Source organism: Sporolactobacillus sp. CQH2019 (genome assembly GCF_028765345.1).
Classification (GTDB): Bacteria; Bacillota; Bacilli; order Bacillales; family Sporolactobacillaceae; genus Sporolactobacillus.
Genome location: NZ_JARAJZ010000010.1, coordinates 32,187 through 52,165 on the forward strand (window position 1 = coordinate 32,187; position 19,979 = coordinate 52,165).

Genomic DNA, 19,979 nt, shown 5'->3' on the forward strand with positions numbered 1-19,979 from the left:
TTTTCCGTTCAAAATTTTAATCCAAATTCTAATTTGATCTTCATCTCCTGAGAGGAATGACTTGTGCAGAATCAAAGTATTCTTTCTTCGGCTGCAGATAGTGGTCAAAGAACCCTCTGTTTAAGCCAAACAAGTTAACAAGAAACATGGGGGTGATATGAAATTCGGATTCTAAATCAGAGATAGAAACAATACACTTATCGAAAAGCAGCTGCAAAAGGGACTTGACCCGGCCCGGACGAATGGGTGGAATCTGGTCGTCAAGGGGTTCAAGCGTTTGATAGCTCTTTTTGTGCCATTGTCCAAAGAAATAGCGATTCTCCTGATAGGTCATTAAACCTAATTTATAAGCTCGGTACGCCAATGCGACAATCGAAACCATATACTTACGTTTCATGTCAATGTAGTAGTCCGGGTTGGAGTGCCTGGGCAGTTCAGCGAAATCACGCTTAAATTCCTCCTCGGGCAGCAGGAAGACAGAGGCAAATTGATTGGCTTGCTGTTCGATCTGCCTGTGCTCCGGTTTGGTCAGTGTTTCCATATCAACGGCAGTGTGAAGCAGAAGATGCCCAAGCTCATGTGCCAGATCAAAGTTTCTGCGAACTGCTGATTTTTTGATGTTTCCTAAGATGATGAATGGGCGGCCGTCATCCGTGATTGTGCTGTAGGCGTCAATTTCCGGACCAAGGTTCTTTTCGACAATGTAGATGCCGCTCATTTCAAGTGTATACATCAAATCTTTGTTGTGCCGGAGCCTGAGAAATTTTCTTGCCAGATCGGCTGTCCGAGTAATTCTTTGATCCATTGACTGATCCGGATCGGACCGCAGCATTTCCGCAGCCCTTTGCCGCAGTGCGGTGATCGCTGAATCAGGTGTTACTAAAAATTTTTCAAAAAAATTGATATAGTAATCGACATAGCTAATATAAGTTAGCTCAAGCTTTGCTTTTTTCCGTGATTCACGATCCTTCGACCGATAAGCAACTCTTTCTTCAGATGCTGTTTGATGCAGAAATGTCTTTGAGAATAAGAATTTTGTGTCCACTGAGAAAAGTTCACGCACTTTGTTTAAAACTTCGATTCTCGGAATCGCTGATTCATTCTCATACTGCCAGACTGCCTGTTCCGAAACGCTGAGCCGAGCTGCAAGTTCTTTTCGGGAGAGACCGTTCAATTCGCGTAATTCTGTTAGTTTCTCGCCGAAGAACATCGCTCATCACCTCTTCTATTATTGAGCACCTTGGTTGTCTTCCTTCTCTTTTCCGGCTACTTCGTAACCGAAGGACTGGCCTTCAGAAGAGTAGACACCTTCAGGGATTTTGTCATTTTTAACTGCCGCTAATTCGTCCTCATTAATAGTAACACCGCTCCCTTTGATGAGGGGTGTCAGATCGGCAATTTCTACCAGACGCATCGTTTCCTGATTAGGCATAGTTAACTTAATGGCGCTGATCATCTTGCTGATATCGTCGATTTCATAAGTCACAATATAGAAACGGTCGAAGCCGGATGGTTTCTCGATAACGCTGTTGCTGTGGATGGCTTCCAATTCCGGAAACGAGAGTTCAAGCTGGATTTGCCGGTTCTTTCTTATTCCCCTTAATTCACCTGATCGGACCGCCGAATTATTGATTCCGGCGTATTCATAGAGATAGTTTTCATGGTTTGCCCGACCGGGCTTGCCGCCAAAATTTCTGTCAGTAGAACGGGTGTTTTTGACAATGATCAGTGCTTTTCCGTCACCATCGTCATAACTGAATTGCAAATATTCCCAAGTATAGCCGGCCTTATCGACGCCGGCAGCGACACTCTCGAGGTCTTGAATACTGTCTTTAACACTCGAGTCAATGTGATTCCCCTTGACCCAGGCGTAAGCGCCGCTGACGGCCAACTCCTCCTGGGCGTTTCTGCGGACGCCAAGATAGGATTTATAGCCGGACATAATACCGTTAACCAACTGCTGTTCCAATGAAGCAGGCAGGTCGAATTTTGACATGGCAATCCCCTCAATTTTCTGGCATTTTCTCTTATTATATTTCTTTTTTTAAAATTTAACAGCAAAAACTGAAAGATTTTTAAAGTGCGGCGATAAACTCTTTAATTAGTTTTTTTTCTATTGAATTTTAATCTGTGGCAGCGAAACGGCCGGGCTGTTCTTAATGAGATACAGCTGCATGACATTCCGGTTATTCGCCGGGCTATTTACTGTTGATCGTTTGCGGATTGCTGAAATTCTATGAACATGACCTTAGATTATCCCGCCGTTACTGCAGATTCCTTTAAACGTACTGACGGTTTCCGAGCGGCACACTCCAGTGAATAGTCAGAGATGGACTTCTTCGGTGCGGGTTTTCAAAAATTGATTTAAAAGTGTACTCCCTTCCGTCCGGATACTTCTTCTTGCCGTTCCATCATCCCGCACGAGAACAACTCTTCAAAAATGTTTTATTCCTGATTTTTTTTTTAACAAAGGCATCAATCGGGTTTCATTAAATGGGGCTATAGTGCACATTTCACTGAAAAAGGCTCCTCATTTGCGAAAAATGTCGATTTTTAGTTCATAAATTTGCCGCAAATTTTTAAAAAAAGGTTCACAAATGCATCTTACTGTTATATAATACATTTACAGTTTTCAAAGCTGTAATATAACAGAAAAGAGGTAAACTCATGGCTACTCAGACAACCGGAATCAAAGTCACTGGTCCGATGCGCCCGGAGTATAACACAATTCTGACGCAAGAGGCTTTGCGGTTTATCGATCGGCTGGAAAGAACGTTCGGCCAGCGACGCATCGAACTGATGAACAAGCGGAGCGAAAGGCAAAAGGATTTTGACAGGGGAGAGAGGCCGGACTTTTTAAAGGAGACCAAGAAAATCAGGGAAGGGAACTGGCAGATCGCTCCGCTTCCGAAAGATCTCCTGGACAGACGGGTAGAAATCACCGGCCCTGCCTCGGACCGGAAGATGGTCATCAATGCGCTGAATTCCGGAGCCAAGTTCTTTATGGCAGATCTGGAAGACGCGATGTCGCCGTCATGGGACAATGTCATTCAGGGACAGATCAACTTGCGTGATGCTGTTCGCAAAACCATTTCTTTTGTCAATGAAAAAGGAAAGCGCTATCAGCTTAAGGATTCTATTTCCGGATTGATGGTGAGACCCCGGGGCTGGCATATGATCGAAAAAAATATCCGGATCAACGAGACGCCGATCTCCGGTTCACTGCTTGATTTTGGCCTTTTCCTTTTTCATAATGCCCGGCAGTTGATTGAGAAAGGCACGGCTCCCTATTTTTATCTGCCGAAGCTTGAGAGCCATTTGGAAGCGCGTCTGTGGAATGACGTATTCTCCTATTCGGAGCAATATATAGGCATCCCGCACGGAACGATCAAAGCCACAGTCCTTCTCGAAACCATTCCGGCAGCTTTTGAAATGGATGAGATCCTCTATGAACTGCGCGATCATTCGGCCGGACTCAATTGCGGCCGCTGGGATTACATTTTCAGTTATATTAAGAAGTTCAGAAATCAGAAGAATGTCATTCTTCCCAATCGTTCGGAAGTGACGATGACGGTGCCGTTTATGAGAGCTTATTCTCTGCTTGCGATCAAAACCTGTCACCGCCGCAAGGCACCGGCCATCGGCGGAATGGCGGCGCAAATACCGGTTAAAGGGAACGAAAAGCTAAACGAAGAAGCGTTTGCAAAGGTCGAAGCCGACAAACAGCGCGAGGTAAACGACGGACACGACGGCACATGGGTCGCTCATCCGGGACTTGTACCGGTTGCTCTGAAAGTCTTTGATCGCGGCATGCCGGAACCTAATCAAATAGAAAAAAAACAGCTGGAAGATATTCACATCACGACGGAGCAATTGCTTGCCGTACCGATCGGCAAGATTACCGAATCGGGCGTCCGTGAAAACATCTGTGTCGGGATTCAGTACATAGCGTCCTGGCTCAGAGGCAACGGCGCCGCCCCAATCAATCATTTGATGGAGGATGCGGCGACGGCGGAAATCTCGAGGGCGCAGATGTGGCAGTGGATCCGCCATCCGAAGGGCATTCTGGAAGACGGACGGAAAGTGACTGTCGAGCTTTATAAACAGATCAGAACGGAGGAAATGCAGAAATTAAAGCAGCAGTACGGAGACGCCGATTTTCAATCGGGCAAGTTCGAAGAAGCGGCCGAACTGTTCGACAAACTGACACTGAGTGATGACTTTGCCGATTTCTTAACAGTGCCCGGATACGAACTCTTATAATTCAGACCTCCATCCGCTGGAAACCGATCATCATTGCATTGACAGGGCCGAAACACAAATGCCATCCATTAAAAAGGAGAGGGAAAAAATGACAGATGCAAGAGTGAGCAAGCTGGAAGAGTCGTGGAAGAGTCCGAGATGGAAAGGGATCAGGCGTCCGTACTCGGCGGAAGATGTCATTAAACTGCGGGGTTCGTTAGATATTGACTATACGCTTGCCCGCCGCGGTGCAGAAAAGCTCTGGAAACTTGTGAACAGTGAAAAATACGTAAACGCGCTGGGTGCGTTAACGGGAAATCAGGCGGTTCAGCAAGTGAAAGCGGGTCTGAAGGCAATCTATTTGAGCGGATGGCAGGTGGCCGCCGACGCCAATCTGGCCGGCCAGATGTATCCGGATCAGGGGCTCTATCCGGCGAACAGCGTGCCGGAGGTGGTGCGCCGCATCAATCATGCGTTCCAGCGTGCCGATCAGATCGATTCGGTCGAGGGCAATCATTCGAAAGACTGGTTTGCTCCGATTGTTGCCGATGCCGAGTCCGGATTCGGCGGGCAGCTGAATGTTTTTGAAATCATGAAAAGCATGATTGAAGCAGGCGCAGCGGCCGTTCATTTCGAAGATCAGTTATCTTCCGAGAAAAAGTGCGGGCACATGGGCGGCAAGGTGCTGCTCCCGACACGGACGGCCATCAGCAACTTAATCTCGGCCCGGCTCGCCGCAGACGCGATGGGCGTGCCGACACTCATTGTCGGCAGAACGGATGCCAATGCGGCCAATCTGCTCACCAGCAATATCGATCCTTACGATGCGCCGTTCATCACCGGAGAAAGAACGGAGGAAGGCTTTTTCCGGACAAAGGCCGGCATCGACCAGGCAATTTCCCGTGCGCTCGCTTATGCGCCTTATGCCGATCTGCTCTGGTGTGAGACGGCGGAACCGAATGTCGAGGAAGCACGGAAATTCGCCGAAAGCATTCATAAACAGTATCCGGGCAAACTGCTCGCTTACAACTGTTCACCGTCCTTTAACTGGAAGCAGAAGCTGGATGAAAAAACGATCGCCGGTTTCCAGGAAATGCTGTCGGAAATGGGCTACAGGTTCCAGTTTGTTACGCTGGCCGGCTTCCATGCGCTCAACTACAGTATGTTCCATCTCGCTCACGGCTATAAGGACCGCGGCATGGCTGCTTATTCCGAACTGCAGCAGCAGGAATTCTCCAGTGAGAAAGACGGCTACTCGGCGACGCGCCACCAGCGCGAAGTCGGCACCGGTTACTTCGATCTGGTCTCGACCATTGTCAGCGGCGGAAAGTCTTCCACGGTAGCACTGAAGGGCTCAACGGAAGAGGCGCAATTCCAGGCCAACTGATCCGCTTGAGCCCGTATTCGCTCGTGTATTTCCCAGACTTTTTCAGGTTTCCCGTTCGTGCCGTTACAAAAGGCGGCGGGATCTATGCCTGAGCCGGGTCCCGTTTTGTCGGGGCCTTTTTTTTTATTTTGCAGAAGGCTTATAATGAAATGGAGAAAAGTCCCATTGTTCTGAATGGGAGTAGTTGATTTCTGTAGTTGATTTCTAATGACGAAACCGGGATCACAGAGAAAAAGGAGAGAGTTGAAATGAGCGAAACAATCAGAAAAGTCGGCATTGTCGGGATAGGCAATGTCGGCAAGGCCGCCGCATCGGCCATTGTCCACGAAAATATAGCGGACGAGCTGTATCTTTCGGATATTGATGCGGAACGTGCGAAGGGGGAAGCGTGGGATTTTGCAGACAGCATTGAACTGACGCCGTCGAGAACGCGCGTTAAGGCCGTCTCTCTTGAAGAGCTGGCTGCCTGTGACGTTATTCTGGTTTCGGTTACAGAGCGGCAGAAAATCATCAGCAATTCGCGCCTCGAGCTGCTTAAAGGATCGGCGGCGATTGCCTATGATATCGTTCCGAGATTAAGAAAGGCGGGATTCGGCGGAATCTACGTGATTGCCACGAATCCTTGCGATATCATTACTTATCTGTTTTACAAACTTTCCGGGCTGCCGAGAAAACAGGTCATCGGGACCGGCACCGCGCTTGACAGCATGCGGCTGCGCAGACAGATCTCCGAAGTGATCGGCGGCATCAATCCGCGCAGCATCGTCGCCTACATGATCGGCGAACACGGTGATTCACAACTTGCGGCCTGGTCCCATGTCACGGTCGGCGGCAAACCGTTAGACGAATACGAAGCGGAAAATCTCGACCGCTTCGGAAAGATAGACCGCGGTAAGGTAGAGGAAGCAGCCCGTCATTTCGGCTGGGAAATCCTGACACGCAAGGGCAACACACAGTTCGGCATCGGCAACGAACTCGCCTTTTTTGCTAAATCAATTTTAAACGATGCCCGCATTGCCACGGCAGCTTCAGCCGTTCAGAAAGGCGAATACGGCCGCGACGGTCTGTCGATCGGTGTCCCGATCGTTCTCGGCCGCGATGGCATTGAAGAAATTATCCATCTGAATCTTAATGAGAACGAACAAGAATTGTTCAATGCATCGGCGGATCTGGTGAAAAAGTACATCGACCAGACATTGGCCGAGCATGGGGAAACAGCCGGGAAATAAGCCAACCTGATCGTCGGGGTGCAGAAAATTATCGTATATTGTAAAAAAACGTCCAGCGGCCGATACCGTCGGGCGTTTTTGGCGCAGGCGGCCGGACCGGATCTTCCGGACAACAACGCCTTGTGAAACGAAACGCTGCTCCGGACATTTTTGGGGCAATAAAAGCGGCGGCAAACGGTTCTGTACACCGCCCGGACAGATTCTGCCGATGTAAGCCCGGGAACAATTGAGAGAGTCCGGCGCTTCTGCTTCAGATTCAGATTATGACCGGATTGCAGAATGCCCTGAATCGTTAGATACAGAGTCGTTTTTTGATAAAAAGCAGCGGATGATTTAAACTTTCTTCATCGAGACAATTGCGGTAAGATAGTAACAGAAATGCTTTCATGGATTAGCGTACGACCACACACAAGAGGAGTGTATCATGAATCAGGAATCTTACTGGACGATCACCCAAATGCGAAGACAGGCGGCGATCATTCGCGGAGAGGAAGCACCGGAGACCGTACTGACTGATGCCCTCTATTTGAATACCTACCTGAAAAGCTGGGAAAAAGCAAATATCTGGATTGACGGCGACCGGATTGTCTATGTCGGAGAGGCTATGCCGGCGAAAGACAGCGAGATAACAAGACGGATTGACTGCAAGGGTTATGTCCTCGTTCCCGGTTATATTGAACCGCATGTCCATCCCGGCCAGCTCTATAATCCGCAGTCATTCGCGGCGTATGCGGCGCAATTCGGAACAACGGCATTGATCTGCGACAACGCGATTTTATTCAAGACGTTGAGCGACGAGGAGGCGTTCGGGCTGATTGACAAGCTCGACCGGCTGCCGGCCACTTTCTACTGGTGGTGCCGCTATGATCCGCAGTCGGCTGTTTTTGATTCTCCGTTTAACGACGAGCGCATCAGAAAATGGCTGAATCATCCGCGCGTCGTCCAGGGCGGCGAGCTGACGGGCTGGCCGCTGGTTGTTCATGGCGACGATCAGATTCTGACATGGATGCGCGAGACGAAACTTCTGAGAAAGCCGATCGAATCCCATCTTCCCGGCGCATCGGAACGTACGCTGACCCAGCTCAAGCTGTTCGGCGCGGATTGCGATCATGAGGCGATGACCGGCGAAGAGGCGATCATGCGTCTGAGACTGGGCTATACGGTATCGCTGCGCTACTCGTCCATCCGCCCCGATCTGCCGAATATCTTAAAGACAATGATGAATGAAGGTGTGCGCGATTTCCAGCATGTGTACATGACACTGGACGGAGCGATGCCGGCCTTTCTGAAAGACGGAGTCGTCGATCGGCTGATCCGCATTGCCCTCGACCAGGGGGTGCCGCCGGAAGACGCTTATATGATGGCGTCCTCCAACATTGCGGTTCATTATAATCTGGCCGACCGTATCGGCCATATCGCCCCGGGAAGACTCGCTAACATCAACTTTCTGCGTTCGCCGTCTGATCCCCGTCCGCTTGCGGTGATGGCAAAGGGACGCCTGGTTTTTCATGACGGTCAAACGGAGAATGATCTCTTTTTCCCGTTCAGCCTCTCCGAAGGCCTGAAAGGCCCGGCCTTTGAATTCTCGCTCACGGCGGAACAGCTTACGGCAAAAACGGCCCTCGGTCTGGATATGATAAACGATGTGATCACCAAACAATATGAGCTGCCGGCTGCCGCATCAGGAAAGCAGCTGCCGGATGATGTGCTCTACATGACGCTTGTCGATAAAAAGGGCAGCTGGATTGTCAATACTTATGTGCGTGGGTTCGCCCGCAGCCTGTCCGGATTTGCCAGCAGTTTTTCCGCAACGGGAGATGTTCTGCTGCTCGGAAGGAAGAAAGAAGATATGATTGCTGCCTTTAACCGGCTGAAAGAGCTCAGAGGCGGGCTGGTCATTGCTGAAGACGGAAAAATAACGAAGGAACTGGCTCTGCCGATACTCGGCTTCATGTCTGCGCTCCCTATGGAACAGCTGATACGCCGGACCGGCGACTTTGAAAATGAGCTGTGCGCTGCAGGTTATCATTTTGGCGATCCTTTTTTCAGCCTGCTTTTTTTTGCGTCGACTCATCTTCCCTACATTCGGATTGCTCCGAAAGGGATTGTCGATGTGATGCACAGAAAACTGCTGGCGGCAAGCGAACCATTAATATAAAATACAGGTGTTCAACAGGTGGAAAGGGCCGGCGAACCCCGGCCCTTTCCGGAATTTTCAAACATCTTCGGGTGTGAAGATAAATACAGATCTATCGGCTACTTTAAGTACATGCTTGTTGCAGAATAGCGAAAGGGAAGGGAATGGACAAGGGTGCAAATCGATAAATTGAGAGGAAAGGCGCTTGACCAGCTGTTTGACGCCATCCTGACACTGAAGGACAGAGAGGAGTGCTATCGCTTCTTTGACGATTTGTGCACAATGGGTGAAATCCAGTCGCTCTCGCAGCGGCTCGAAGTCGCCAGGATGCTGATGGCCGGTCATACGTACCATCGTATCGAAGATGAAACAGGTGCCAGTACAGCGACGATTTCGCGCGTGAAGCGATGCATCAATTTCGGCAACGACGGTTATCAGATGACACTTGAGAGACTGAGCAAATAGGAACAAAAAATACCGGCTGTTATAAGGAAGCAGCCGAATGATCTGAAATCACACATTCGGCCGGCTTGAAAACAGCCGTATTGAGGAAGTGGTAAGATGGACAGCATCTCTCAGCAGCTGCTTGAAGGGCTCAACCCCGAGCAGCTGAAGGCGGTCAAGCATCACGACGGGCCGCTGCTGATCATGGCCGGCGCGGGCAGCGGGAAAACGCGTGTGCTGACACACCGCATGGCCTACCTGATGATTGAAAGAAATGTAGCGCCGTGGAACATCCTGGCGATCACGTTCACAAATAAAGCGGCGAAAGAAATGAGAGAACGGCTTGCCGCTCTGGCGGGACCGCTCGTCGATGACACCTGGGTGTCGACCTTCCACTCGATGTGTGTGCGCGTTCTGCGCCGCGACATCGACCGGCTCGGAATCAGCCGCAATTTTTCAATACTGGATGCGACGGATCAACAGTCCGTCGTCAAAAATATCTTAAAAGATCAGAATCTTGATCCTAAGAAATTCACTCCGCGCAGCATTCTCGGAAAAATCAGCGCGGCAAAAAACGAGCTGAAAACGGCCGCGGATTTCGCCAAAACGGCGAACGGCCCGTTCGATGAAGTTGTCCGCGATGTATATACGGAATATGAGAAGCGACTGCTCAAAAACCAGTCGCTCGACTTTGATGACTTAATCATGACAACGGTGCGCCTTTTCCAGCGTGTACCGGAATCGCTGGCCTTTTATCAGAAAAAGTTTCAATATATTCACGTCGATGAATATCAGGATACGAACCGGGCCCAGTATCTGCTCATTCACCTGCTTGCGGACCGTTTCAAAAACTTGTGTGTTGTCGGTGATTCGGATCAATCGATTTACGGCTGGCGCGGTGCGGACATTCATAACATACTTTCCTTTGAGGAAGACTATCCGGATGCCATGGTGATCAAACTGGAACAGAATTACCGGTCCACAAAGAAGATTCTGGAGGCCGCGAATCATGTCATTGAGCATAATCATGACCGGAAGCCGAAAAACTTGTGGACGGAGAATGCCGATGGCAAGAAAATCGCTTATTACCGGGCCGGGACAGAACATGACGAAGGCTATTACGTTGCCGGGAAAATCCGCGAACTGTCCGAACAGGGATTCAGTTATTCGGATATTGCAGTTCTTTACCGGACAAATGCCCAGTCCCGTGTGATTGAAGAGACGCTGGTTAAATCGAATATTCCGTACCGGATGATCGGCAGCATTAAATTCTATGATCGAAAGGAAATCAAGGATATTCTCTGCTATCTGCGCCTGATTGCCAATCCGGATGACGATATCAGCCTTGCCCGCGTGATTAACGAACCGAAGCGCGGAATCGGCGCGTCATCTATGGACAAGCTGGCGGACCGGGCGATCGGCGGCGACCTGTCCCTGATGAAAGCGATCGGAGAAGCGGAGCAGGCCGGCATCGCTTCGCGAACGGTCCGCAAGATGGAAGCCTTCGCCGAACAGGTCATGAATTGGTCGAAGATGCAGGAGTTTCTGCCGGTGACCGAACTGGTCGAAGAAGTGCTCGACAAATCCGGCTATCGCGAAATGCTGAAGGCGGAGAAAACGCTCGAGGCTCAGAGCCGGATCGAGAACCTTGAGGAATTTTTATCTGTGACGAAAGAATTTGAGGCTAAACATGACGACAAGTCACTGATCGCTTTTCTGACCGAACTGGCCCTGGACGCCGATATCGATGAAGAGGAGGAAGCGGGGACCGATGACGCGGTCATGCTGATGACGCTGCATTCCGCAAAAGGGCTGGAATTTCCGGTCGTTTTTCTCATCGGCATGGAAGAAAGCATTTTCCCGCATCTCCGTTCGCTCGACGATGAAGGGGAAATGGAAGAGGAACGCCGGCTGGCTTATGTCGGCATCACAAGGGCTAAAAAGCGTCTGTTTCTCACGTCCGCGCAGATCCGTACTTTATTCGGGAACACGGCGGTGAATGCTGTTTCTCGTTTTATTAAAGAAATACCGGAAGAATTGCTGGATATAGAGCAGCCGGAACAGCCTTCCGGAGCAGCGCGCTTTTCCGCTTCCGCAGTAAAGAAATCGCCTTTTGCCAGCCGCTTCGCTTCAGCATACAGCAGCCGGCCGGTTCCGATGCTGCAGAAGAGGCCGCACGGGAACGAAGAGTGGCATGCCGGCGACAAAGTGCTTCATAAGAAATGGGGACAGGGAACCGTTGTCGGCATTAAAGGCAGCGGCGACAGTATAGAACTGGATATTGCCTTTCCCAATCCGGTCGGACTGAAACGGCTTCTCGGCGCCTTTGCACCGATCGAGAAAGCCAAATAATCGGTATGGAACATTTTAAAAGAGTCTGTTCAAAAGGGAGAAGATTACAGGCTTGTGGCGCGGGCTTCTCTAACAGGAGCCCTGTTGCCTCGCCGAAGCGTCAAAAGACCGGTACAGTGCCGTTGCGGCTGCCGGGTATTGCCTGGATCCACAGACGGCAGCGGCTTCGATGCCGTGAACGGGACTTGCTGTCACAGACATTTCGGTGTGCTGGTTTTCACAGACTGCGGCGATTCCGGCGTTGTATACAGAACGTGTACGTTTTTAGCCGGAGCCCCTTCCTTACCGGGGGCGGGTCCCTTTACCCGGCCCGGCTGCCGGCCCTCTTTTGAACGGACTTTCTTTACCTTCTTTCGATACTTTTCGAACAGCCTCTTAAATAAAGGAGAAACGGAATTATGGACGACAACCTGCCTAGCCGCGTCCGCGTGCTGCACAGGCAACTGAATCAATACAGTTACGAATACTATGTCAAGGACAATCCGAGCGTCCCGGACAGTGAATACGACCGGCTGATGCAGGAACTGATCAAGCTTGAGGAAGAACATCCGGAACTGATCACGCCGGAATCGCCGACTCAGCGCGTCGGCGGCCAACCGCTCAAGGCCTTCAGAAAGGTCACGCATGACATCCCGATGCTCAGTCTCGGCGATGTATTCAGCAAAGAAGAACTGCTTGATTTTGACCGCCGTGTCCGCCAGGCTGTTGGGCCTGATGTGACTTATGTCTGCGAACTGAAGATTGACGGACTGGCCATCTCGCTGACTTACGAAAAAGGGCGATTTGTTCTTGGCGCGACACGGGGCGACGGGGTAACAGGCGAAGATATTACGAACAATCTGCGCACGGTGCGCAGCCTTCCCCTTGTTCTTCCGGAAGAAGAAGACATCGAAGTGCGCGGCGAATGCTACATGCCGAAAAAATCGTTTGAAAAGCTGAACGAAGCGCGGCGGCAGAACGGCGAGGCGCTGTTTGCCAATCCGCGCAATGCGGCGGCCGGTTCCCTTCGTCAGCTGGATCCGAAGATCACGGCCAAAAGACGGCTTGACGTTTTTCTGTACAGCGCCGGACATTTTGACAGAGATCGGATTCAGACGCATGACGGCCTGCTGGAGTACATCAGGAAGCTCGGACTGCCGGTTAATCCGGAATCGCGCCGCTGCCGGAACATGCAGGATGTGTTTGATTACATCGAGGAGTATACGGAAAAACGCGACTCGCTGACTTACGGTATTGACGGCATTGTCGTGAAAGTCGATTCCATGGCCCAGCAAGCGGAACTCGGACATACAGTCAAGTCGCCCCGCTGGATGATCGCTTATAAATTTCCGGCTGAAGAAGTCGTGTCGACGCTTGAGGATATTGAAGTCCGCGTCGGGCGGACGGGCGCGGTCACGCCGACGGCCGTTCTGACGCCGGTATCCGTTGCGGGTACGACGGTCAAAAGAGCGACACTGCATAACGAAGACTTGATTCGGGAGAAAGATCTGCGGATCGGCGACCGCGTCGTCATCCGCAAAGCGGGCGACATTATTCCCGAGGTCGTTAATGTGCTGACGGATCGGCGGACCGGGGCAGAAAAACCGTTTACGATGCCGACCCGCTGCCCGGAATGCGGCAGCGGGCTGGTCAGGCTTGAAGATGAAGTCGCACTGCGCTGCATCAACCCCAAATGCCCGGCGCTGATCCGCGAGGGACTGATTCATTTTGTCTCGCGCAATGCGATGAACATTGACGGACTAGGCGAAAAGGTTGTGACTCAGCTCTTTGAAAAACAGCTGATTCACGATGTGGCCGATCTGTATCAGTTAAAATATGATGATCTGATTGCCATGGAAAGAATGGGAGAGAAATCAGTTTCCAATCTGCTTGATGCGATCACGCATTCGAAGCAGAACTCCCTGGAGCGGCTTTTATTCGGCCTCGGCATTCGCTATATCGGCTCGAAAGCGGCACTTGTTCTGGCCCGGGCCTTTAAAACAATGGATCGGCTGTCGGAAGCATCGATGGATGACCTAGTGGCTGTCGATGAGATCGGTGAAAAGATGGCGGATTCCCTTGTTGCTTATTTTTCAAAACCGGAAGTTGCCGCGCTGATCGGCGAACTGAAGGCAGCCGGGCTGAACATGAGCTATCTGGGCCCCGATCCGCAGCAGATGAGCGCTGCCGATTCGCCGTTCAGCGGGAAGACGGTTGTACTGACCGGCAAGCTTGAGAGCATGTCGCGTCCGGACGCAAAAAGTGAAATTGAAAAACGGGGCGGCAAGGTCACCGGAAGCGTCAGTGCAAGCACGGACATCGTTGTCGCCGGCGAAGCGGCGGGATCAAAACTCAGTAAAGCCCGGGACCTCGGCGTTGATATCTGGGATGAGACGCGTTTTCTGGAAGCACTTAAGGATTAAGGGGTGTCACGATTGAAAAAAAGAAAACTCGGTGCAGCCGCACTGATCGTTCTGAGCCTTCAGCTTGCCCTTGCAGGCTGCTCGCAGGGCAGTTCACAGAACAGCGTTGTGAAAAAAAACGGAGGAACGCAGACCACCCAGCTGATACCAGGCGCGAACAGTAAGGATTATCAGTCGCTTCGGCCGGTTTCCAACGATCAGATGCGCGGGTATATCAATTACGGCGTCAACAATCGTGTAGATGTCGACCAGCTGGAACTCGGGCTGATGAATATGTCGAAAAGTGTTTTCAGCCCGGATCAATATGTTTTTCAAAGCGGCCAGTATCTGACGGAAAATGACATTAACGGGATGCTCTATCGCCAGGGCCAGGAGAAAAATAAGACGAGCGGCTCGCTGCCGGGACTCAATCCCCCGCTTGGAACAGGCAAAACGGCCGTTCAGCGGGCCCAGAGCAGCCCGAAATATTTAAATTACGTACTCGAACAGGACTATCTGAAAAAGTCGAGTAATGGAAAATATGTACTGGCAGGAGTATCCATCGCCGTTTCGCTTAATTCGGTCTACTCGGACCAGATCATGGATCAAAACCAGAATATCAATTCGATTCAGGAACAGTTGAATTCTGCCACAGTCAAGGCATGGGGAAGAAGCGTCGCACCGAAAATTCTGCAGCGTGTGCGCAGCGTCAAAGGCTTGAGCAAAGTGCCTGTTTTCCTCACCCTTTATATGACTGCCGCTCCGGATTCGCTGATTCCGGGTGATTATTTCGCGAAAACGACGGTTTCGGCCGGTTCGACAACAATCGATAAGTGGACGACGGTGAATGATCAGCATGTCCTGTTTCCGTCTACTGCAGCATCAAGCCAGTATAAAGCGGATCTTGCCAAGTTTAATACATTTAAAAGCGACGTTCAGAAATATTATCCGGATTTTGTAGGCGTCGTCGGAAAAGGCTTTTACGAAAACCAGACGCTTACCGATCTGACAATCGACATCAATCTTCGATTTATGGATGAAACAGAAATCATCGGTTTTACCAATTACGTTGCTTCCATTGTCAACAATGGATTCGGTTTCGGCCGCGAAGTCCCGATTCATATCTCGATCACAAGCAACGATGTCCAGGAAGCTCTGGTCGACAGAACGTCGTCGATGGATACGGCCTATGTACACATCTTCCAGCATTGACCGCAAAAAGAACATGGCAGGACCGAGGGCGCGCAGCGAAAGAACTGCGGGCTCTTTTCTTCCTTTACTCAAGGTGTTGATGGAATCGATGCCCAGGCTCCGATTTCAAGGAATTTTTTTAATCTCAACTCATTTAATCCGGCCGTGCCTGGGGTATCAACCGTCAGGCGGAAAGCTTTATCGGGCGGTGCGGCCGAGTTATCGGTCAGCAGCGGCTGTTTATCGGTCGTTGCGGCCAGATTATCGGTCAGCAGCGGCTGTTTATCGACCGATGCGGCCAGATTATCGGTCAGTAGCAGGCTATCGGTCGTTGCCCGGGTTTTTATCGGTCACCGCCGGAGGTTTATCGGTCGTTGCCGGGGATTTATCGGTCACCGCCGGAGGTTTATCGGTCGTTGCCGGGGATTTATCGGTCATCACCGGGAGTTTATCGGTCAGCAGCAGGCTATCGGTCACCGCCGGGAGTTTATCGGTCGTTGCCGGGGATTTATCGGTCACCGCCGGAGGTTTATCGATCGTTGCCCGGGTTTTATCGATTATCGCCGGGATTGATAGCGGAAAGGCTCTTCGTCTTTCGAGCGATTGCCAGTCTCAGGAAAAGCCGATCATCGTCTGACAGCACAGCAGGAAAATGAGCTAAAAGGATACTCGTATTTTTTTACTCTACTAGAGTATAAAGTTTTAGCGGCTGTATATAAACGATCGATACCAGGCACGGCGGCGAAACCGTTCCCGCTGTCATAAGTGCCGAAGGCTTGGCGGGGCCGGAAGCCTCATTGTCTTCCGTTTTGACGCGCTGCGGCAGCCGGCTCCCGGAAAATCTGAAAGTGCCTTGAATCGCTATACGGAGCCGATGATCGGGCTTCATGCTGCAGCAGGAGCTTTCTTTTTAAAAAAATTCTGCGGATAATCGGCGGGCCTGTCCCGGCAAGAATTCAGGATCCGTACACAAGAGCTGCGGGATTGCGCATTTTTTTACGGAATCGCGTTTTTAAGCGGCCTTCCATTGATTATAGTCGATGGAATTTGATATGATTAAGACATTGTTGGGATTTGCCGCAACCGGCCGAAAATCCCGGATGAATGAGATGGAGATGACTATAATGAGCCGGATAAATGAAGAACAGGTTCGATATGTCGCCAACCTTGCCAGACTGTCGTTTGACGATGCCGCGATTAAAAAGTTCACGACACAGCTGGACGATATTATCGGCTTTGCGGAGCAGCTGAACGAGCTGGATACGGAAGGTGTCGAACCGACGACGCACGTTCTCGACATGTATAATGTCATGCGCGACGATGTCGTCGAACCGTCTCTTCCGCGTGAAGAAGCGCTGAAGAATGCGCCTGTCCAGGAGGACGGGCAGATCAAAGTGCCGCTGATTATGGAAGCGGACTGATCAAAAAGAAGGAGGATAACAAAGATGCCACTTTTTGAAGAAGGTCTTGTGCATCTGAAGAAGAAGATACATAGCAAGGAAATTAAGGCATCCGATCTCATTGACGAGGCCTTTTCCCGGATAAATGAAGTAGACGGCAAAGTGAAGGCTTTTTTAACGCTGAATGAAGAGGCGGCCAGAGAAGAAGCACGGACGATCGATGAAACCGCTGCAGATGAAGATACACTGCTTTTCGGCCTGCCGATCGGCATCAAGGACAACCTCGTAACCAAGGGCCTGCGCACAACCTGTGCGAGCCATATTCTTGAGAATTATGATCCGCTCTATGACGCGACGGTCGTCGAGAAAGTCAAGGCGCAGAAGGGGATCGTGATCGGCAAAATGAATATGGATGAATTCGCCATGGGCTCGTCAACGGAGAATTCGGGGTTTGCGCTGACTCGGAATCCGTGGGACCTGGAAAGAGTGCCGGGCGGTTCAAGCGGAGGCTCGGCTGCCTCCGTCGCTGCCGGAGAAGTGCTGTTCGCACTCGGCTCGGATACCGGCGGTTCGATCAGACAGCCGTCCGCATTCTGCGGAGTCGTCGGCATGAAGCCGACTTACGGCCGCGTTTCCCGCTTCGGTCTGGTCGCCTTTGCTTCATCCCTTGACCAGGTCGGACCGATCACCCGGACAGTTGAAGACAATGCTTATCTGCTGGAGGCGATCGCCGGATTGGACCGCCACGACTCGACCAGTGCCGACATTCCGGTGCCGCATTATTCCGAGGCACTGAACGGAGATATTAAGGGGCTGCGAGTTGCCGTCCCTAAAGAATATCTTGGCGAAGGGATCGATGAAACGGTTAAGGATAGAATCAAGGCGGCGATCCGTCAGCTGGAGAAGCTCGGCGCCGTCTGCGAGGAAGTTTCGCTGCCGCATTCGAAATATGCGGTGCCTGCTTATTATGTCATTGCTTCATCGGAAGCCTCGGCCAATCTGGCCCGCTTCGACGGCGTACGCTACGGCGTACGGGCCGAGTCGAATGACTTGATCGATATGTACAAGAAGTCGAGAAGCGAAGGCTTCGGCGACGAAGTCAAGCGCCGGATTATGCTCGGGACATTTGCTTTAAGCTCGGGCTATTATGACGCTTATTATAAAAAAGCGCAGCAAGTGCGTACACTGATTAAACAGGATTTTGAAAAGGTTCTGGAAAATCATGATATTATCGTCGGACCGGCAACGCCGACAGCAGCGTTCAAGATCGGTGAAAAAGTGGATGATCCGCTGACGATGTATGTCAATGATCTGCTCACCATTCCGGTCAATCTCGCCGGCGTTCCGGCAATCAGCCTGCCTTGCGGATTAGCGGACGGCCTGCCTGTCGGCCTGCAGATGATCGGCAGGCCGTTTGGCGAAGAGACGCTCTATAAGGCGGCATATGCCTATGAACAGACCGCCGGTTTTCAGCTGACGCCGGCATTCAAAGGGGCGAATCAATGATGAGCAATTTTGAAACAATAATCGGCCTTGAAGTCCACGTCGAACTGAAAACGAAGACGAAAGCTTTCTGCGGCTGCGCCAATGAATTCGGTGCACCGCCGAATACGCACACCTGCCCGATCTGTCTCGGCCACCCCGGCGTTCTGCCGATTCTGAACCGCGAGGCTGTCGATTTCGCAATTAAAGCGGCGCTTGCTCTCAACTGTAAAATTTCCCGCGAAACAAAATTTGATCGCAAAAATTATTTTTATCCGGATAACCCGAAGGCCTATCAGATCTCGCAGTTTGATCAGCCGATCGGCAGAAACGGCTTCATTGAAATCGAAGTCGACGGCAAGAAGAAGAAAATCGGCGTACACCGGCTCCATCTCGAGGAAGACGCCGGCAAACTGAACCATCTGGCGGATGGTTCGGGTTCGCTTGTCGACTTCAACCGTGTCGGCACGCCGCTGATCGAAATCGTCTCCGAAGCGGATATGCGTACGCCGAAGGAAGCCTACGCATATCTTGATAAACTGAAAGCAATCATGCAGTACATCGGCGTTTCCGATGTCAAGATGGAGGAAGGCTCGCTGCGCTGCGATGCCAATATCTCCATCCGCCCATACGGCCAGACGGAATTCGGTACAAAGACCGAACTGAAGAACCTGAACTCGTTTGTTTTTGTTGAAAAAGGCCTCGCTTATGAGGAGAAACGCCAGGAAAAAATTCTGCTTTCAGGCGGAGCGATCGAGCAGGAAACACGCCGTTACAACGATGCGACGAAGGCGACGACACTGATGCGCGGCAAGGAAGGTTCCGATGATTACCGCTATTTCCCGGAACCGGATATCATTAAACTGAAAATCGATCAGGACTGGATCGACCGCATCGAGGCCGAGATTCCAGAGCTGCCGGATTCCCGCCAGAAACGCTATGTCGCCGAGCTTGGCCTGCCGGAATACGATGCGATGGTATTGACGCAGACAAAAACGATGTCCGACTTCTTTGAAAGTGCGATCGGCGAAGGAGCCGATCCGAAACTTGTTTCCAACTGGCTGATGGGTGACGTTTCAGCTTATTTGAACAGCAATTACAAGACAATTGATCAGGTGCCGATGACGCCGCAAGGCCTGGCCAAGCTGGTTCAACTGATTGAAAAGGGAACCATTTCAAGCAAGATTGCCAAAAAAGTCTTTAAGACACTGATTGAGAAGGGCGGCGATCCCGAAGAAATCGTCAAGGCCAAGGGGCTTGTTCAAATCTCCGACGAGGGCGCGCTGCACGAATTGATCGATCCGATTCTTGCCGCCAATAAACAATCGATGATCGATTATAAAAACGGCAAGGACCGTGCGCTTGGCTTCCTCGTCGGCCAGGTGATGAAACAGTCACACGGCAAAGCCAATCCGAACGTGGTCAATAAAATTATTCTTGGAGAGATTGAAAAACTTTAAAAGTGCCATGCGTCTTTTCTGAAAAAGCAGCTGTACGTGAACACAGTAAGGTTTTGGTACAACCTCCGACGATTCGCTGCGGCTTTGGCCTGATCCGCTGCGATATTCCGGAATTTCGGTGCAACTGGTTTTTGATCGGGTGAAACGAAGAAAACCGGCTTTTAGACGGTTCCGGCCCCTCTAATAAATAGGAAACATGTGAAAAAGATAGATTGCTGCAGCTAACCGATAGATTCGGGAGACCGGATATTTTTCAATCTGCTGCGCAGCCATC

Annotated in this window: 14 protein-coding genes; 12 read left to right on the forward strand and 2 right to left on the reverse strand. The window is 51.0% G+C overall.

Annotated features, from left to right (window positions below):
* Positions 1-40: 40 nt before the first annotated feature.
* Positions 41-1,210: a spr1629 family repressor/antitoxin gene (locus OYT88_RS14355; RefSeq protein ID WP_274401001.1), complete on the reverse strand. Its 1,170-nt coding sequence runs from the start codon at positions 1,208-1,210 to the stop codon at positions 41-43.
* A gap of 18 nt (positions 1,211-1,228) precedes the next feature.
* On the reverse strand, positions 1,229-1,996 hold the full coding sequence (locus OYT88_RS14360) for a spr1630 family ClpXP-sensitive toxin (RefSeq protein ID WP_274401003.1): 768 nt from the start codon (positions 1,994-1,996) through the stop codon (positions 1,229-1,231).
* Positions 1,997-2,667: 671 nt separating this feature from the next.
* On the opposite strand from OYT88_RS14360, the gene aceB reads away from it, so the two are divergent.
* From aceB to gatB, 12 genes are all read left to right on the forward strand, one after another.
* Positions 2,668-4,263 (forward strand): malate synthase A, encoded by a 1,596-nt coding sequence (aceB, locus tag OYT88_RS14365; RefSeq protein WP_274401004.1) that lies wholly within the window; start codon positions 2,668-2,670, stop codon positions 4,261-4,263.
* A gap of 88 nt (positions 4,264-4,351) precedes the next feature.
* The gene (gene aceA, locus OYT88_RS14370) at positions 4,352-5,629 is read left to right on the forward strand and encodes an isocitrate lyase (RefSeq protein WP_274401006.1); all 1,278 of its coding nucleotides are present in this window, start codon (positions 4,352-4,354) and stop codon (positions 5,627-5,629) included.
* Between the two features lie 248 nt (positions 5,630-5,877).
* On the forward strand, positions 5,878-6,858 hold the full coding sequence (locus tag OYT88_RS14375) for an L-lactate dehydrogenase (protein WP_274401007.1): 981 nt from the start codon (positions 5,878-5,880) through the stop codon (positions 6,856-6,858).
* A 424-nt stretch (positions 6,859-7,282) separates the two neighbouring features.
* Positions 7,283-9,016, forward strand: coding sequence for an adenine deaminase C-terminal domain-containing protein (locus OYT88_RS14380; protein WP_274401008.1), 1,734 nt, complete (start codon positions 7,283-7,285; stop codon positions 9,014-9,016).
* A gap of 153 nt (positions 9,017-9,169) precedes the next feature.
* Complete coding sequence (locus OYT88_RS14385) at positions 9,170-9,460, forward strand: YerC/YecD family TrpR-related protein (RefSeq protein ID WP_274401010.1); 291 nt, start codon at positions 9,170-9,172, stop codon at positions 9,458-9,460.
* A gap of 96 nt (positions 9,461-9,556) precedes the next feature.
* Complete coding sequence (gene pcrA, locus OYT88_RS14390; RefSeq protein WP_274401011.1) at positions 9,557-11,791, forward strand: DNA helicase PcrA; 2,235 nt, start codon at positions 9,557-9,559, stop codon at positions 11,789-11,791.
* Between the two features lie 398 nt (positions 11,792-12,189).
* Positions 12,190-14,193, forward strand: coding sequence for an NAD-dependent DNA ligase LigA (ligA, locus tag OYT88_RS14395; RefSeq protein ID WP_274401012.1), 2,004 nt, complete (start codon positions 12,190-12,192; stop codon positions 14,191-14,193).
* A 3-nt stretch (positions 14,194-14,196) separates the two neighbouring features.
* Complete coding sequence (locus OYT88_RS14400; protein ID WP_274401013.1) at positions 14,197-15,384, forward strand: CamS family sex pheromone protein; 1,188 nt, start codon at positions 14,197-14,199, stop codon at positions 15,382-15,384.
* 310 nt (positions 15,385-15,694) lie between these two features.
* A complete protein-coding gene (locus OYT88_RS14405; protein WP_274401014.1) occupies positions 15,695-16,000 on the forward strand; it encodes a hypothetical protein in 306 nt (101 codons plus the stop codon).
* Between the two features lie 487 nt (positions 16,001-16,487).
* Positions 16,488-16,784 (forward strand): Asp-tRNA(Asn)/Glu-tRNA(Gln) amidotransferase subunit GatC, encoded by a 297-nt coding sequence (gatC, locus tag OYT88_RS14410; protein ID WP_274401015.1) that lies wholly within the window; start codon positions 16,488-16,490, stop codon positions 16,782-16,784.
* A gap of 24 nt (positions 16,785-16,808) precedes the next feature.
* Entirely contained in the window at positions 16,809-18,269 is a 1,461-nt protein-coding gene (gene gatA / locus OYT88_RS14415; protein WP_274401016.1) for an Asp-tRNA(Asn)/Glu-tRNA(Gln) amidotransferase subunit GatA, read from the forward strand.
* Positions 18,269-19,705: an Asp-tRNA(Asn)/Glu-tRNA(Gln) amidotransferase subunit GatB gene (gene gatB, locus OYT88_RS14420; RefSeq protein ID WP_274401017.1), complete on the forward strand. Its 1,437-nt coding sequence runs from the start codon at positions 18,269-18,271 to the stop codon at positions 19,703-19,705. Before gatA ends, gatB begins: the two co-directional genes overlap by 1 nt.
* Positions 19,706-19,979: the final 274 nt, after the last annotated feature.

Excerpts from the sequence above, each read along its gene's own strand:
- OYT88_RS14355 (WP_274401001.1), bottom strand. The coding sequence starts at position 1,210 with ATGTTCTTCGGCGAGAAACTAACAGAATTACGCGAATTGAACGGTCTC.
- OYT88_RS14360 (WP_274401003.1), bottom strand. The coding sequence starts at position 1,996 with ATGTCAAAATTCGACCTGCCTGCTTCATTGGAACAGCAGTTGGTTAAC.
- aceB (WP_274401004.1), top strand. The coding sequence starts at position 2,668 with ATGGCTACTCAGACAACCGGAATCAAAGTCACTGGTCCGATGCGCCCG.
- aceA (WP_274401006.1), top strand. The coding sequence starts at position 4,352 with ATGACAGATGCAAGAGTGAGCAAGCTGGAAGAGTCGTGGAAGAGTCCG.
- OYT88_RS14375 (WP_274401007.1), top strand. The coding sequence starts at position 5,878 with ATGAGCGAAACAATCAGAAAAGTCGGCATTGTCGGGATAGGCAATGTC.
- OYT88_RS14380 (WP_274401008.1), top strand. The coding sequence starts at position 7,283 with ATGAATCAGGAATCTTACTGGACGATCACCCAAATGCGAAGACAGGCG.
- pcrA (WP_274401011.1), top strand. The coding sequence starts at position 9,557 with ATGGACAGCATCTCTCAGCAGCTGCTTGAAGGGCTCAACCCCGAGCAG.
- ligA (WP_274401012.1), top strand. The coding sequence starts at position 12,190 with ATGGACGACAACCTGCCTAGCCGCGTCCGCGTGCTGCACAGGCAACTG.
- gatC (WP_274401015.1), top strand. The coding sequence starts at position 16,488 with ATGAGCCGGATAAATGAAGAACAGGTTCGATATGTCGCCAACCTTGCC.
- gatA (WP_274401016.1), top strand. The coding sequence starts at position 16,809 with ATGCCACTTTTTGAAGAAGGTCTTGTGCATCTGAAGAAGAAGATACAT.
- gatB (WP_274401017.1), top strand. The coding sequence starts at position 18,269 with ATGAGCAATTTTGAAACAATAATCGGCCTTGAAGTCCACGTCGAACTG.